Origin of the sequence: Microbacterium sp. LKL04, from assembly GCF_900102005.1 — a bacterium.
GTDB lineage: Bacteria > Actinomycetota > Actinomycetes > Actinomycetales > Microbacteriaceae > Microbacterium.
Window position 1 is genome coordinate 1,086,361 of record NZ_LT627736.1, and the last position, 14,886, is coordinate 1,101,246.

Here is a 14,886-nt window from a genome sequence, read left to right on the forward strand (position 1 = left end):
CCCAGCGACAGAACGAACGAGGATGCCATGGCCGACCCGCTCGCGAAGAGTGACGCGGACCTGGTGGCAGCCGCGGCGAGCGGCGACCAGCAGGCCTTCCGCGAGCTCTATCGCGCGTACGCGCGACCGGTCTACTGGCTCGCCCACGGCCTCCTCGGAGACACATCGGATGCGGAGGACGTCATGCAGGAGACCTTCCTGGTCGCGTGGCGGCGCCTGCCGACGCTCGATCTCGTCAGCGACTCGCTTCTGCCCTGGCTCGTCACGATCTGCCGGTTCCAGAGCGCGAACAGGATGCGACGACAGCGGCGCGATCGCATGAACACCGATGCCGCGGCGGACGAGACGATCCCCGCGACCGTCGACGTCGAGGATCAGGTCATCGGTTCCGCGCTCGCCGAGCGCGTCGTCGCCGAGCTCGGAACGCTCTCGGCCCTCGATCAGCAGATCTTCCGGCTCTGCGCCACGGAAGGGTACGCCTACGCCGCTGCGGCCGAGGAGTTGGGCATCTCGCACGCCGTCGTCCGCAACCGCCTCTCGCGGGTCCGTACCCGGTTGCGGACCGCCCTGGGAACGGAGGGATCATGACTCCGGACGACATCGACCTCCCTACCCTCACCCGGACCCGGCAGGACGAGATCGAGCGGGCGCTCTTCGCCGAGATCGCCGATTCCTCGCGCCCGGCGCGGGAGGCACCGGGCCGTCGGCGTCGGCGTCGGCGCGGGTGGGCGTACGCCGGAGCAGCGGCGGCCGTCATCGTGGTCGCCGGTTTCATCGGTCCGGTTCTCGCGAACGGTACCGGTTTCGGCTCTGCCGGGTCCCTGGCTGACGGTGCCGCCTCCGGGGAGTCGATGACACGCCCCGACGACGGAGGCGGCGAGATGAGCGGCGGCACGCAGGTGAACGGCGGCAGCCAGGACTTCGAGGATTCCGACGCAGCGACGACCTCCGTCGGCGAGAGAGCCGTGATCGCTCGTGCCGAAGCCCACCTCGAGGCCGAGGACCCCTCAAACGCCGCAGATGAGATCGCGACGAAGGCCCAGGCATCCGGGGGCTACGTGGAATCCCTGAACGTCAGCGACGCGACGACGGGAAACACGACGCGATCAGACGACGCCCGCATCACCGTGCGCGTCCCGGCGTCGGGCCTCGCGGAGTTCCTGCGCGACCTCGACGAGCTCGGCACCGTCGGCGCGACCGACATCTCGCGGGACGACGTCACCGCCGAGACGACGGATCTGCGCGCCCGGATCGCGTCGCTCGAGACGTCCGCGGAGCGCCTTCGGGTACTGATCTCGGATGCCGCGACCACGGCGGACGTCCTCGCGGCTGAGGACGCCCTCGCGCAACGCCAGGCCGAGCTCGATTCGCTGCGGGCCCAGGAGAAGGCTTTCTCGGACGACGTCGCGCTGTCGAGCGCGACGATCACGATCTCTCGACCCGGCCAGTCGGTGGCCGCCGAACCGGAAGGTTTCGGTGACGGTCTCGCCACCGGGTGGAACGCCCTCCTCGTGACCCTCAACGGCGTCGTGATCGGGCTGGGATTCCTCCTCCCCTGGCTCGCGGTCGCCGCCGTCGTCATCGTCATCGTGCGCGCGGCACGGCGCGCACGACGGAACCGGCGCGCGAGGGCCACGACCGAAGAGTCGTGACGCAGCGCCGCAACGACGAAACCCCCGACCTGATGGTCGGGGGTTTCGTCATCTGTGTGACCCCAGCGGGATTCGAACCCGCGTTACCGCCGTGAGAGGGCGGCGTACTAGGCCGCTATACGATGGGGCCGTACTTTTCGTTCCCTCCCTGCGGAGGCAACCGTTCAATTATGCACGACGTTCACAGTCGTGCAAAATCGGCGCGCCCTTGCCAATGACCGCGCGTCCTGAGTTGACTGGATGCATGCGCGTTACGAAGCACGAACATGCCTGCCTCCGCCTCGACAGCGAGGGGAAGACCCTTCTCATCGATCCGGGTTCGTTCACCCTCCCCCTCGACGATCTGGGCAACCTGGTCGGTGTCGTCCTCACCCACGAGCACCCCGATCACTGGACTCCCGCCCAGCTCGACGCGATCCGATCGCAGGCGCCCACGGTGCCGGTGTTCGGGCCGGCCGGAGTGGCTGCCGCGGCATCCGACTACGACGTCACGACGGTGGCAGTCGGGGACGAGGTGGAGATCGGTCCGTTCCGGATGCGGTTCTTCGGCGGGACGCACTCCCTGATCCACGAATCGATCCCGGTCATCGACAACCTCGGTGTGCTCGTCAATGACGAGTTCTACTACCCCGGCGACTCGTACGCCGTCCCCGAGGGCGTCGACGTCGGGCTTCTCGCCGCGCCCGTCGGAGCGCCCTGGCTGAAGATCGGCGACGCGATCGACTACGTCCTCGCCGTGAAGCCCCGACGCGCGTTCGGCACCCACGACATGACGCTGTCGCGCGCCGGGCTCGCGATGCACCGCGACCGCCTCAAGTGGGCGACCGAGCAGAACGGCGGCGAGTTCCTCGAACTCGAACCGGGAGAGTCGGCCGACCTCTGATCGGACACGACAGAATGACGGATGCCGCGGGGCTTTCGCTCCGCGGCATCCGTCATTCGTGGGGGTCGAGACTCACTCGGCGTCGTGGTCCGTCTCGATGAAGGCGACGAGCTTGTCGAGCGCCTCATCGGCGCCCTCGCCCTCGGCCTTGAGCGTCACGACAGTGCCCTGCGTCGCGCCCAGACCCATGAGGGTGAGGATGCTGCCGGCGTTCTGATCGGGACCGCCGGGAACGGCGATCGTGACGGGCACACCCGTCTCCTTGACCGCCTGCACGAAGAGCTTTGCGGGGCGGGCGTGCAGTCCAGAGCTGCTCGCGACGGTTGCGGTCCGTTCGGCCATGGTGGTTCTTCCTCCTTGAGTCGGTACGACGAGACTATGCCGTGACGGCCACGGCAGGCGCATCGACCTCGACGGGACGACGGCGGGCGTAGCGCTTGAGCAGAACGACCGAGACTGCGCTGACGACGGTGCCGATCGCGATGGACAGCAACCACAGCCAGAAGTTGTCGATGGCGAAGAACACGAAGACGCCGCCGTGCGGGGCGCGCGAGGTGATCCCGAAGAACATCGACAGCGCGCCGGTCACGGCACCGCCGAGCATGGCGGCGGGGATGACGCGGAACACGTCGGCCGCCGCGAACGGGATGGCGCCCTCGGAGATGAAGGCGGCACCGAGCAGCCAGGCGGCCTTGCCGTTCTCGCGCTCGGGGGCGGTGAAGAGCTTACGGCCGAGGACGGTGGACGCGAGCGCCATGGCGAGGGGCGGCACCATGCCCGCGGCCATGACAGCCGCCATGATCTGGAGGTAGCGCTCGTCGCCGGCGATGCCCTGCGCGAGGTTCGCCGTGGCGAAGCCGTAGGCGACCTTGTTGAGCGGCCCACCGAGGTCGAAGCACATCATGAGCCCGAGGATGACGCCGAGCAGGATGACGCCGGCGCCGGAGAGTCCGGACAGCCAGTCGTTGAGGAGCTTCGTGAGTGCGGCGATCGGACCGCCGAAGACGAACAGCAGCAGCCCCGACGCGAAGATCGAGCCCAGCAGCGGGATGATGACGACCGGCATGAGGCCGCGCAACCAGCGCGGGACGGACAGGCGGTTGAGCCACCACGCGGCGAGACCGGCGAGCAGACCACCGACGATGGCGCCGATGAAGCCCGCACCCATGAAGGTGGCCGCGGCACCGGCGACGAAACCGGGGGCGATGCCCGGACGGTCAGCCAAACCGTAGGCGATGTAACCGGCGAGGGCGGGGACCAGGAAGGCGAACGACAACTGTCCGATCTGGAATGCCGCGGCGCCGAGATAGTAGACGAGTCCTTCGGGCGGCAGGTTCCAGAGGGTGAAGTTCTGCAGCGTGAAGATCGCGTTGTTGACGGTGTTCCCGTCGGCGGTGTTCGCGATCTCGTACCCGGCGAGGGCGAACCCGAGCGCGATCAGGAGACCGCCGCCGGCCACGAACGGGATCATGTAGCTCACACCCGTGAGCAGTGCTCGACGAATCGCGCCCCCGAGAGAGTTCGGCGCGGCGTCACTCGCCGTCGCGGCGCCCGACGCGGCCGGAACGCGGGCCGCATTCGGGTTCTTCGCGGCGGCGACGGCTTCGCGCACCATCTGAGCGGGCTGCTCGATACCGCGCTTCACACCGGAGCGGACGACGGGCTTGCCGGCGAACCGGGCCTGCTCGCGGACGTCGACGTCGACGGCGAAGATGACCGCGTCGGCCTCGTCGATGATCCGCTGGTCGATGGCCTTGTAGCCGCTCGAGCCCTGCGGCTCGACCGTGAGGTCGACGCCGTCCTTCTTGCCGGTCGCGGTGAGCGCATCGGCGGCCATGAAGGTATGGGCGATCCCGGTGGCGCACGCGGTGACCGCGACGATGCGTGCGGGACGGCCGTCGATCAGGAGTTCGTCGTCGACGGCGGGCGCGGACGGCGCCGCCGCGCGCGCCTCGGCGCGAGACGTGGGCGCTTCTGCGGCGGCGGGCGCATCGGAGATCGCGTCACGGACGATGGCGACGATCTCGTCGGCGCTCGTGGCCGCACGGAGTCCCGAGGTGAAGTCATCGCGCATGAGGCTGCGCGCGAGCTTGGACAGCACGGCGAGGTGCTCCTCGGCCGCGGTGTCGGGGGCGGCGATGAGGAAGACGAGGTCCGCCCCACCGTCCTCGGCACCGAAGTCGACGCCGGGGTTCAGCCGAGCGAAGGCGAGCGACGCCTGCGTCACCGCGGCGCTCTTGGCGTGCGGGATGGCGATGCCGCCGGGAAGCCCGGTCTCGTCCTTCTCCTCGCGGGCCCACGCGTCGTCGGCCAGGCGGGCACCGTCGGTGGCCCTCCCCTGCGCGGCGACGCGGTGCGCGAGTGCGTCGATGACGGCGCGCTTGTCGGCGCCGAGCGGCTCGTCGATACTGACGAGTTCCGCGGTGATGATCTCAGTCACGGTGACCTCCAGTGGTCGGGTTTTCCTGCTGCGGGAGTCGTCGGACCGGCACCTCGCCGGTCGACAGGTCGTTCGGGGTCGGGGGTTGCGTACCGGGCAAGGCAGCGGCGGCGGATCCGTAGCGGATGCCGGAGCGCAGGCGCTCTGCGGGGTCGGCGCCGGTCGCCTCGGCGAGGAGATACCCGGCGAGCGAGCTGTCCCCCGCGCCGACGGTGCTCCGGACGCGCGTCGGGGGCGGCGAGCCGTGCCAGGACCCGTCGCCGGTCACGAGGACCGCGCCGTCGCCGCCGAGGGTCACGAGTGCGGTGCCGACCCGCGCAGGCACGAGCTCCGCGGCGATCTCGGCGACGGCATCGGCGAGGCCGACCGTGGTGTCGAGGTCCCGCCCGGCGAGCTCGGCCAGTTCCTCGTCGTTCGGCTTGATGAGATCCGGGCGACCCGAGGCGACGGCGGCCGCGAGCGCCGGCCCCGAGGTGTCGACGGCGATGCGAGGGGCCGCGGTGCCCCACACCGAACGGACAGCCTCGATGACGGTGACGTAGTAGTCGTCCGGCAATCCCGGGGCGAGCGAGCCGGCGAGGACGAGCCAGGAGGCGCCCTCCGTCGCGGCGACGACCGCGGCGGTGAGGGCCGCGGCATCCGCTTCGGTGAACGCCGCACCCGGAAGGTTGAGCTTCGTCGTGGTGCCCGCCTCGTCGGCGATCGTGACGTTGGCGCGGGTGGCACCGTCGTGCGGGACGATCCGGGCGGGGATGCCGGTGGCCGCCAACGCCACGGCGAAGGGGTCGGCGGCATCGAGAGGCAGGACCGCGAGAACGGGACGGGATGCCGCCGCAACGACCCGCGCGACGTTGATGCCCTTCCCACCCGCATCCTCGCGTGCACCGAGCGCCGCCTGCACTTCGCCGACTCGCAGCGGCTCGCCGAGCGAGATGGTGCGATCGAGCGAGGGGTTCGTGGTCAGCGTGACGATCATGCGAGCTGGACCTCCACATCGGCCTCGCGGAGAGCTTCCGCGAGGATCCTTCCGGGCGTCGTGTCGGTCAGGAGCACGTCGACGTCCGACAGCGAGGCGAAGGAGACCAGGAGCTCTGCATCGAATTTGTCGCCGTCGGCGACCACGACGACCCGGCGTGCGGACGCGACGATCGCGCGCTTGACGGCCGCCTCATCGGGATCAGGGGTGCTGAGGCCGAAGCCCGCGGCGACGCCGTTCGTGCCGATGAAGGCGATGTCCGGTCGCAGGCGGGCGATCGCCTCCACGGTCTGCGCGCCGACGGCCGCGGCGGTCAGCCCCCGGACACGCCCGCCGATCGCGGTCAGCCCGATTCCCTGCGCGCCGGCCAGTGTGTGCGCGACCGACATCGAATGGGTCACGACCTCGAGGTCGCCGGCGGGATGGGGACCGGTCACCAGGAGCTGTGCGATGGCATCGGTCGTGGTCCCCGCATCCAGGTACAGGGCACCGTCGAGCTCGGAGCCGAGGAGGTCGACCGCCGCACGGGCGATCGCCTGCTTGGAGCCGCTGCGCTGCGAGGCGCGCTCGGCGACGGACGCCTCCGCGGTGCTGGCGCGGGCACGGTGGACCGCTCCCCCGTGGACGCGGCGCACGATGCCGGCCCGTTCGAGGGCGGCGAGGTCGCGGCGGACGGTTTCGGTCGTGACGCTGAAGCGGTCGGCGAGGTCCATGACGGCGACGCGGCCGTCACTGACGATCAGCTGCTCGATCTGCTGCTGGCGCTCCGTTGCGTACATGTGGTCCTCCTCGAACAAGTCCACACGTTACAACAGAAACCAACATGAAACAAGAATGCGATAACGGACGACGCCCCCGGTTCCGGACCGGGGGCGTCGTCGCGTGGTTCGGAGGCTCAGGCCTCGCTCATGGCGAGGACCTCGCGCTGACCGCGTGCCGCGAGTGCGGCGGCACGAGCGGCGATGCGACGCTCCTGCTCGGCCTGCCCGGCGTCGATCGTCTCCTGATCGAGCGGGACGCTCTCGACCGTGTTCACGCCGTTGTACTTTTCCATGTAGGCGTCGAGCTCGGGGCCCGACTCCCACGACGTGATGAGGCAGTAGCGAGGGGCGTCGCCCGGGTGGTAGGCGGCGTGCCAGAGGCGCTGCGTGTCGATGACGAGCTGCGCACCGGCGGGGAGAGCGATGCGGGTCTCACCGTTCGGGTCGGTGCGGTTGTCACGCAGGACGAAGAAGCTGTCCTTGTCATCGGTGAGGTTGAAGAAGCTCCGGACGACCCAGCCGGTCCCGTCGGGGTTCAGCCGGTTGTTGTCGTCCTGGTGCAGGTTGTACAGCGCGTCGGCGTACGTGTTCGGCTGCAGCTCGATGATGCGGCAACGTCCGACGTTCGAGCCGGGTTCGAGCGCACGCTCGGTGAGGGTCGGCGCCTTCTCGGTCTGCGACGGGATCCAGACGCCGTCCTTGTCGGTGCGCGGCGGCTGGTGGTTCCAGAAGCCGTTGCACTCGATCTCGCCCTTGGCCGAAGCCAGCGGCGCGAATCGCGTGTCGCCGGAGGACTTCCAGTCGACGTACTCGATGTCGAGCCATTCCTTGGGATCGATTTCCTTGCCGTACATGTCGAGGACGACGTAGCCGGTCTCCTCGAGCAGAGCACTCTTGATGTAACCCATGCGGATCAACCTTTCTGTCGGGCGAGCGAAGTTTTTACAGGCCCGACTTAGGTCAGCCTACCTAGCGCCTCCGAGACCGTCAGTAGACTCGACCGGGAAAATTCGAGGAGCGATTCGAGGAACATGAGCAGCGCCACGAACGTCGATGCGACCGCCGTCAACACGATCGATTGGCTCTCCGCCTCGGACACGACGATCGTCGTTCCGGTGTACCAGCGGCAGTACCGGTGGGACATCGGGGGGTGCGAGCAACTCCTCGGAGACATCCGCGCCGTCGCCGGCAGCGACGACGGTCAGACGCACTTCATCGGTTCCATCCTGTCGACCGCGAGCACATCGGCCGATGACGACGCGCACCTCGTCCTCATCGACGGACAGCAGCGCGTGACGACATTGATGCTGCTCATCGCCGCACTCCATCACACGCTCCGCGAGGACGATCCGGCCCTCGCGGCGGAGCTCGAGGCCGTCCTCGTGCGACGCGACGATCCCCGCCGGACGAAACTGCGTCCGCACCGGGCGTGGGCGGACGTCTTCGAGAGCGTGGTCCTGGACCGCCGCGCCCCCGCTGATGCCGACCGCGCATCGCGCTTCGACGACAACTACGCGTTCTTCCGGAGTCAGATCCGTCCTGACGAGGCTGCGGGGATCTGGCGCGGTCTGCGCAAGCTCGAACACGTGTCGATCACCCTGGGCGTAGGCGCCAACGCTCAGCAGATCTTCGAGAGCCTCAACTCGACGGGTGAGCCTCTCCGCGATCACGAGCTCATCCACAATTACGTCCTCATGGGGCTTTCTCACGCCGAGCAGAGCGAGATCGAGAACGAGTACTGGCTCCCGATCGAGGCGAACACCGGTGAGCAGATCGGCGCGTTCTGGCGGGACTACCTCGTCATGCTCACCGGTCGCGAGGTGCTCGTCGAGGGTGAGCGCGGGGTGTACGACGCGTTCCGGCACGAATTCCCCCGACTCGACCGAGAGACCCTCCGTGCGAACGCGGCGCAATGGCGGGAGCTGTCGGAGATCTACCGACTCCTGCTCGAACCGGCCGAAACGACGGATCCCGCGGTCGCGCGCCACTTCGGGGCGATCAACGTCCTCGGTCGCGGCATGTTCCCTATCGCGATGCGTCTGTATCGCGACCACCTGCGGGGCGAGCTGTCGGCATCCGATCTCTCTCAGGCCCTCACCCACGTCGAGTCGCTCCTGCTGCGTCGGACGGTCGTCGGCTTGCCGATCGACCGCCTGGTCGCCCGCTTCTGCCGGGCCGCGGACGAGGGCATGGAATCGCTCGTCCTCGCGATCGCGCGCATCACGCCCTCCGATGAGCGCACGCGGGTCGGCCTCCGCTACGGGGAGCTGCCGCACGCGGCTTTCGTCCTCGAGCGCCTCGCGGGAGTCGACCCCGATTCGGACCTCGTCCTCGAGCACATCCTGCCCACCGCTCCCTCTGACGACTGGAGCGGGGACGGGGTCCGCCGGTGGGCGGCTCTCACCGACGATGAGCAGAACGCGCACCGGGCACTCGTGAACACCCTCGGAAACCTGACCCTCCTCGAGGAGCACCTCGCGGACCGCGTGTTCGATGCGTCATTCCCCCACAAGCGCACGGCGTACGAGACGAGCTCGGTCCCGCTGACCCGTGAGGTCGCGGGCGCCGCGGCATGGTCGACGGCGCAGATCGCGGCGCGCACCGAACAGCTGACCGCCCGCTTCATGGATGCCTGGCGCCGGCCTGCCGTCGTGGGGATCGACGACGACAACCTGACGCCGATCCTCGATGCCAAGAAGCGGCGCGGCTGGCCGCGCGGCTGGCAGCGGGAGTTCGATTACGTCGAGTACCGCGGCGAGCACTGGGATGTGCGGGACGTCCGCTACCTCTTCAACCGAGTGTTCGCCCGACTCTGGGCAGACTCACGTCAGAGCGTCATCGACTACAGCGCACGCCAGGGTGGTCCGGTGTACCCCGCGATGGCGTGGAACGGTCAGTGGGACCAGCTGGGTGAGGGTCAGTACCTGTACCTCGGGTGGGATTCGAAGTACATGCTCTCCGCGGTCCAGGGCGTGCTCGAAGAGGCGGGCTGGGCGTCGGAGGTCTTCGTCATCTACTCCTACATCGGCGACGCGATGCGCTGAGGGTCAGTCGCCGTCGGCTCCGCCATCGGCCTCGGGCGCGGGGTCGACCGGGATCTCGATCCAGGTGGCCGTTACGGGCGCCTGCGACAGCAGATCGGGCGTCCACCCGCCGACCGCCGGGCCCTCACCCAGCCGATCGACCGGGTTCGTCGGTTCGAGAGGCTCGGACGGAAGACCGCCCCATTCGGTCGGTTCTTCGGGTCGTTGCGTGAAGAGTCCCATGGGACCATTGTGCGCCTGCGCGGCGAGCCGCGACAGCTCTTGCTGAAAAGCAAAAACCCCCGCCGGAGCGGGGGTTTTTCATCTTGCTGGGGTACCTGGACTCGAACCAAGAACAACGGAACCAGAAACCGCCGTGTTGCCAATTACACCATACCCCACTGGATCCGGCCGGAACCGTTCCGAGGGTCAAGCTTAGCCCACGCCGCGGTCCCGGCCAAACCGAGGCATCAGCCGCGTGTCGCCCGCAGCTTCTCGAGACGCGCGATCGACACGTCCTTGCCCAGGAGCTCCATCGACTCGAAGAGCGGCGGCGAAACGCGACGGCCGCTGAGCGCGACGCGGGCGGGCCCGTAGGCGACGCGGGGCTTCAGGCCCAGTCCGTCGATGAGTGAGCCCGCGAGGGCCGCCTGGATGGTTTCGGCGCGGAAAGCGTCGGCCTGCACCCCCTCGAGTGCGTCGATGGACGCGGCCAGGACCTCGGCGGCGTTCGCGGGCAGCCCCTTGAGAGCATCCTCGTCGTAGGTCTCGACGTCGCGGAAGAGGAAGCCGAGCAGGCCCGGCGCCTCACCGAGCATCTGCATGCGCTCCTGGACGAGCGGTGCGGCCTTCGCAAGCATCTCGCGCTGCACGTCGGTGGGAGGCGTGCTGACCACGCCGGCGCCGACGAGGTAGGGCACCAGACGCGACGCGAAGTCGCCCGGCTCCAGCATCCGGATGTGGTCCCCGTTGATGGACTCGGCCTTCTTCTGATCGAAGCGGGCCGGGTTGGGGTTGACGTTCACGATGTCGAACGCCTCGATCAGCTCCTGACGCGTGAAGACGTCGCGGTCGGCGGCGATGGACCAGCCGAGGAGCGACAGGTAGTTCAGCAGACCCTCGTGGATGAAGCCCTTCTCGCGCTGCAGGAAGAGGTCGGCCTTCGGATCGCGCTTGGAGAGCTTCTTGGTGCCCTCCTCGCCCAGCACGAGCGGCATGTGCGCGAAGCGCGGCACGAAGTCGGTCACCCCTGCGTCGATCAGCGCACCGTAGAGCGCGAGCTGGCGCGCCGTCGACGGCATCAGGTCCTCGCCGCGGAGGACGTGGGTGATACCCATGAGCGCGTCGTCGACGGGGTTGGTGAACGTGTAGAGCGGGATGCCGCCGGCGCGGACGACCACGAAGTCGGGGAAGGACCCGGCGGGGAAGGTGACCTCGCCGCGGATGAGATCGACGTAGGTGACGTCCTCGTCGGGCACACGCAGGCGCCACGCGGGCTCGCGCCCCTCGGCGCGGAAGGCGGCCTTCTGTTCGTTGGTGAGGGTTCGGTCGTAGTTGTCATAGCCGAGCTGCTTCGCGCGGCCCGCCGCGACGTTCCGAGCGTCGATCTCCTCGGCCGTCGAGTAGGACTCGTAGACCGCTCCGCTGGCTATCAGCTTGTCGAGCACCTCACGGTAGATGTCGTGGCGCTGAGACTGTCGGTACGGCTCGTGCGGTCCGCCCTTCTCCACGCCCTCGTCCCAGTCGATCTCGAGCCACGTGAGCGCGTCGACGAGCTGACGGTAGCTCTCCTCGCTGTCGCGCGCCGCGTCGGTGTCCTCGACGCGGAAGATCATCTTGCCGCCTGTGTGCCGCGCATACGCCCAGTTGAACAGGGCGGTGCGGACCATGCCGACGTGCGGGAGGCCGGTCGGCGAGGGGCAGAAGCGGACGCGGACGTCCGAGCCGGAAGCGGTCGTGGTGAGGGGGTGCGGTGCAGTGGACATCGCCGTCAAGTCTACGGCCGCGGCCCGTGCCCTCCCGCGAGCTCAGCGGCGGGCGTAGGGCGAGAGGACCGTGATCGCGATGACGACCGCGAGCGCGACGAGCGCGAGCCCCCCGTACCCGATGAGACTGAGGATGCCGCCGGCCAGCACGGAGCCGATGGCCGCCGACAGCGTCATCGCCGTGTCGCTGCGTCCCTGCCGGCGCGGTCGGAGCTCGGTCGGCGTCGCCTCGGTCAGCAGCGCCGCACCGCCCACGGTCGCGGCGCTCCACCCGAGCCCGAGCAGCAGGAGCGCGATGAGCACGGCTGTCGGCGAGTTCGGCGCGATCGCCGCCGTGACGAGCGAGGCGGCGAGGATCGCCTGCCCGAGCAGGATCGTCTGCAGCCTCCCCCACCGATCGGCCAGGATGCCGAACACCGGCGAGAGACCATACATGCCGAACACGTGCAACGCGATGGTGACGCCCACGATCGTCGTGACGTTCCGGGGGTCGAGGTGGGACAGATGCACCGGCGTCATCGCCATGACGGACGCCATCGTCACGTGCGACCCCGCCACGGCGAACACCGCGTATCTCGCGACGATGGGACGGTCGACCTCGACGATTCGCTGCGCCCCGATGTCCCTCGTTCGCGCGAGCTGCTGCGCGACCTTCAACGGGTCCGGCCGGAGGGCGACGAGGTACAGGATCAGGGCGAGCGTCTGCGCGACGATCGAGAAAGCGTACGAGCCGGTGAGCGGCGGCATCCCGAGCCACTGGCCGACAGTTTCACCCGGTGTCAGCATCAGGGGCCCCACGACCCCGCCCACGGTCGTCGCCCACACCACGGTGCCGAGGTCCCGTCCGCGACGCCCCTGCCCCGAGAGATCGGTCGCGGCGAACCGCGACTGCAGGTTGCCCGCATTGCCGGCGCCGATGAGGATGACACCGACGAGCAGGAGCGGGAACAGCCGCAGGGCGGCCGACGTGATCACCACGGCGATCCCGACGAGGGCCAGCAGGTTCCCGAGGGTCAGCGCGCGACGGCGCCCCTGCGCCGACGCGAGTCGGGCGAGGGGGATCGCGCAGAGCGCGGCTCCGAGGGTGACGGACGCCGTCGCGAACCCCGACAACGACTCCTCGCCCGACAGGTCGGCCGCGAGCAGCGCCCCCAGCGAGACCGTCGAGCCGAAGGCGACGCCGCCGAGGACCTGCCCGGCAGCGAGGACGCCGACCGTCCGCCGCTGGATGCGGGCGACGTCGGCCGCCGAGAGGGTGAGGTCTCCCCCGTCAGGCATTCCGCGCCGTGTTGCGCAGGATGCCGAGACCCGTGATCTCGACTTCGAGCACATCGCCGGCGTGGAATTCACCGATCCCTGCGGGCGTGCCCGTCAGGATCACGTCGCCCGGCAGAAGCGTGAAGGCCGCGGACGCGTAGGCGATGATCTCCGGCACGGAATGGACCATGTCGGAGATGGGGCCGTCCTGACGCACCTCGCCGTTGACGCGGGACACGATCCGCGCCCCGCCCTCCGGGTCGAATTCGGTCTCGATGATCGGACCCAGGGGGCAGAACGTGTCGAATCCCTTGGCACGGGACCACTGTCCGTCGGAGCGCTGCAGATCGCGGGCCGTGATGTCGTTGCCGATCGTGTACCCGAAGACGTAGTCGAGCGCTTTCTCGACGCTGACGTTCTTGGCGACACGTCCGATGACCACGGCGAGCTCGCCCTCGTAGTCCGTGCGCTCGGACTGCGGCGGGCGGACGACGGCGTCGTCGGGACCGATGACGGACGTGTTCGGCTTCAGGAACAGCAGCGGTTCGCCGGGGGCCTCGCCGCCCATCTCCGCGGCGTGGTCCCGGTAGTTCTTGCCGACGCAGACCACCTTGGAGCGCGGAATGGACGGGGCGAGGAGGGTGATCTCGGCGAGCGGAATGCGCTCCCCCGTCGTCTCGAAACCGGCGAACATCGGGTCGCCGGCGAGCTCGACGACCTCCTTCTCGTCGATGATCCCGTAGCGGATGGCCTCGTTGCGGCGGTAGCGGACGATGCGCACGGCTCAGCCGTCCAGCCGGGTCAGCCAGCCGTGCACGTCTTCGGCGCGACCGTACTGGATGTCGGTGAGGTGCTGACGGAGCTCGAGCGCGAGGCTGCCCGTGGGCTGGACGTCTTCGAAGCCAGACGCCTTCAGCGCGCCGATCGGGGTGACGACTGCGGCGGTGCCGCAGGCGAACACCTCGACGATGTCGCCCGACGCGACGCCCTCACGCCAGTCGGCGAGCGAGACGGGGCGGCGTTCGACCCGATGCCCGCGGTCCTCCGCCAGCTGCAGGATCGAGTTGCGGGTGATCCCGGCGAGGATCGACTCGGACTCGGGGGTCACGAGCGTGCCGTCCTTCATCACGAAGACGACGTTCATGCCGCCCAGCTCCTCGACGTTGCCGTCCTCGTCGAGGAAGACGACCTGGTCGCAGCCCTTCTCGTAGGCCTCGGACTGCGGCAGAAGACTCGCGGCGTAGTTGCCGCCGGTCTTCGCTGCTCCTGTGCCGCCCTTGCCGGCCCGCGCGTAGTCCTCGCTCAGCCAGATCTTCACGGGGTTCACGCCCCCCTTGAAGTAGGCGCCGGCGGGGCTCGCGATCAAGTAGTACGCGACCTTCTCCGCAGGGCGGACGCCGAGGAAGGCCTCCTTCGCGAACATGAAGGGGCGCAGATAGAGACTCTGGTCCTCGCCGGAGGGAACCCACGCGCCGTCGACGGCGATGAGCTCGCGGAGCGACTGCAGGAAGTACTCCTCGGGGAGCTCCGGAAGCGCCATCCGACGAGCCGACCGCTGCAGGCGCGCCGCGTTCTCCTCAGGACGGAACGTGTGGATCGAGCCGTCGGCGTGGCGGTACGCCTTGATGCCCTCGAAGATTTCCTGGCCGTAGTGCAGCACGGCTGCGGCGGGCGAGAGCGAGATGGGGCCGTACGGCGAGACGCGCGGACGATGCCACCCGCCCTTGACCGACCAGCAGATGTCGACCATGTGGTCGGTGAAGTTCGTGCCGAACCCGGGGTTCGCGAGGATCTCCTCGCGGGCGGACGGCGAGACCGCGGCCAGGTTCTTCGTCACCGAGAAGGTGAGGGGGGCTGCGGTCGAGTCGGTGAGGGTCATGTCATTCCTGTTCCTCGCGCGGCGTCTGCG

At 69.2% G+C, this 14,886-nt stretch carries 14 protein-coding genes and 2 tRNA genes; 4 read left to right on the top strand and 12 right to left on the bottom strand.

Translation table 11 applies throughout. The annotated features are described in order from the left end of the window. Positions 1-27: 27 nt before the first annotated feature. Complete coding sequence (locus tag BLP38_RS05385) at positions 28-588, top strand: RNA polymerase sigma factor (protein ID WP_091354049.1); 561 nt, start codon at positions 28-30, stop codon at positions 586-588. Next, positions 585-1,652, top strand: a complete 1,068-nt coding sequence (locus BLP38_RS05390; protein ID WP_091354053.1) for a DUF4349 domain-containing protein — start codon at positions 585-587, stop codon at positions 1,650-1,652. Before BLP38_RS05385 ends, BLP38_RS05390 begins: the two co-directional genes overlap by 4 nt. A 57-nt stretch (positions 1,653-1,709) precedes the next feature. Here the strand turns inward: BLP38_RS05390 and BLP38_RS05395 are convergent. Continuing rightward, positions 1,710-1,782: transfer RNA gene (locus BLP38_RS05395), tRNA-Glu, on the bottom strand. A gap of 114 nt (positions 1,783-1,896) precedes the next feature. Here BLP38_RS05395 and BLP38_RS05400 point away from each other — a divergent pair. Continuing rightward, entirely contained in the window at positions 1,897-2,535 is a 639-nt protein-coding gene (locus tag BLP38_RS05400) for an MBL fold metallo-hydrolase (protein WP_091354057.1), read from the top strand. 72 nt (positions 2,536-2,607) lie between these two features. On the opposite strand, the gene BLP38_RS05405 is transcribed toward BLP38_RS05400, so the two are convergent. The 5 genes from BLP38_RS05405 to BLP38_RS05425 all read right to left on the bottom strand — a co-directional run bounded on the left by BLP38_RS05405 (position 2,608) and on the right by BLP38_RS05425 (position 7,620). Beyond that, a complete protein-coding gene (locus tag BLP38_RS05405) occupies positions 2,608-2,877 on the bottom strand; it encodes an HPr family phosphocarrier protein (protein WP_018188079.1) in 270 nt (89 codons plus the stop codon). A 34-nt stretch (positions 2,878-2,911) separates the two neighbouring features. Next, a complete protein-coding gene (locus tag BLP38_RS05410) occupies positions 2,912-4,975 on the bottom strand; it encodes a PTS fructose transporter subunit IIABC (RefSeq protein WP_091354059.1) in 2,064 nt (687 codons plus the stop codon). Next, entirely contained in the window at positions 4,968-5,951 is a 984-nt protein-coding gene (locus BLP38_RS05415) for a 1-phosphofructokinase family hexose kinase (RefSeq protein ID WP_091354062.1), read from the bottom strand. Before BLP38_RS05415 ends, BLP38_RS05410 begins: the two co-directional genes overlap by 8 nt. Next, a complete protein-coding gene (locus BLP38_RS05420; RefSeq protein ID WP_091354065.1) occupies positions 5,948-6,730 on the bottom strand; it encodes a DeoR/GlpR family DNA-binding transcription regulator in 783 nt (260 codons plus the stop codon). The genes BLP38_RS05415 and BLP38_RS05420 overlap by 4 nt, the downstream gene beginning before the upstream one ends. A 116-nt stretch (positions 6,731-6,846) precedes the next feature. Continuing rightward, on the bottom strand, positions 6,847-7,620 hold the full coding sequence (locus BLP38_RS05425) for a hypothetical protein (RefSeq protein ID WP_065570413.1): 774 nt from the start codon (positions 7,618-7,620) through the stop codon (positions 6,847-6,849). 123 nt (positions 7,621-7,743) lie between these two features. Here BLP38_RS05425 and BLP38_RS05430 point away from each other — a divergent pair, with 123 nt between their 5' ends. Beyond that, positions 7,744-9,756 (top strand): DUF262 domain-containing protein, encoded by a 2,013-nt coding sequence (locus BLP38_RS05430; RefSeq protein ID WP_091354068.1) that lies wholly within the window; start codon positions 7,744-7,746, stop codon positions 9,754-9,756. Positions 9,757-9,759: 3 nt separating this feature from the next. On the opposite strand, the gene BLP38_RS05435 is transcribed toward BLP38_RS05430, so the two are convergent. The 6 genes from BLP38_RS05435 to BLP38_RS05460 all read right to left on the bottom strand — a co-directional run bounded on the left by BLP38_RS05435 (position 9,760) and on the right by BLP38_RS05460 (position 14,856). Then, positions 9,760-9,978 (bottom strand): hypothetical protein, encoded by a 219-nt coding sequence (locus BLP38_RS05435; RefSeq protein WP_091354071.1) that lies wholly within the window; start codon positions 9,976-9,978, stop codon positions 9,760-9,762. A gap of 86 nt (positions 9,979-10,064) precedes the next feature. Then, a tRNA-Gln gene (locus tag BLP38_RS05440) sits at positions 10,065-10,136 on the bottom strand. Between the two features lie 69 nt (positions 10,137-10,205). Further along, the gene (gltX, locus tag BLP38_RS05445) at positions 10,206-11,720 is read right to left on the bottom strand and encodes a glutamate--tRNA ligase (RefSeq protein WP_091354075.1); all 1,515 of its coding nucleotides are present in this window, start codon (positions 11,718-11,720) and stop codon (positions 10,206-10,208) included. Positions 11,721-11,762: 42 nt separating this feature from the next. Continuing rightward, positions 11,763-12,998 (bottom strand): MFS transporter, encoded by a 1,236-nt coding sequence (locus BLP38_RS05450; RefSeq protein ID WP_091354078.1) that lies wholly within the window; start codon positions 12,996-12,998, stop codon positions 11,763-11,765. Beyond that, the gene (locus BLP38_RS05455; protein ID WP_091354081.1) at positions 12,991-13,758 is read right to left on the bottom strand and encodes a fumarylacetoacetate hydrolase family protein; all 768 of its coding nucleotides are present in this window, start codon (positions 13,756-13,758) and stop codon (positions 12,991-12,993) included. Before BLP38_RS05455 ends, BLP38_RS05450 begins: the two co-directional genes overlap by 8 nt. A 3-nt stretch (positions 13,759-13,761) precedes the next feature. Continuing rightward, positions 13,762-14,856, bottom strand: coding sequence for a branched-chain amino acid aminotransferase (locus BLP38_RS05460; protein WP_091354084.1), 1,095 nt, complete (start codon positions 14,854-14,856; stop codon positions 13,762-13,764). Positions 14,857-14,886 lie beyond the last annotated feature (30 nt).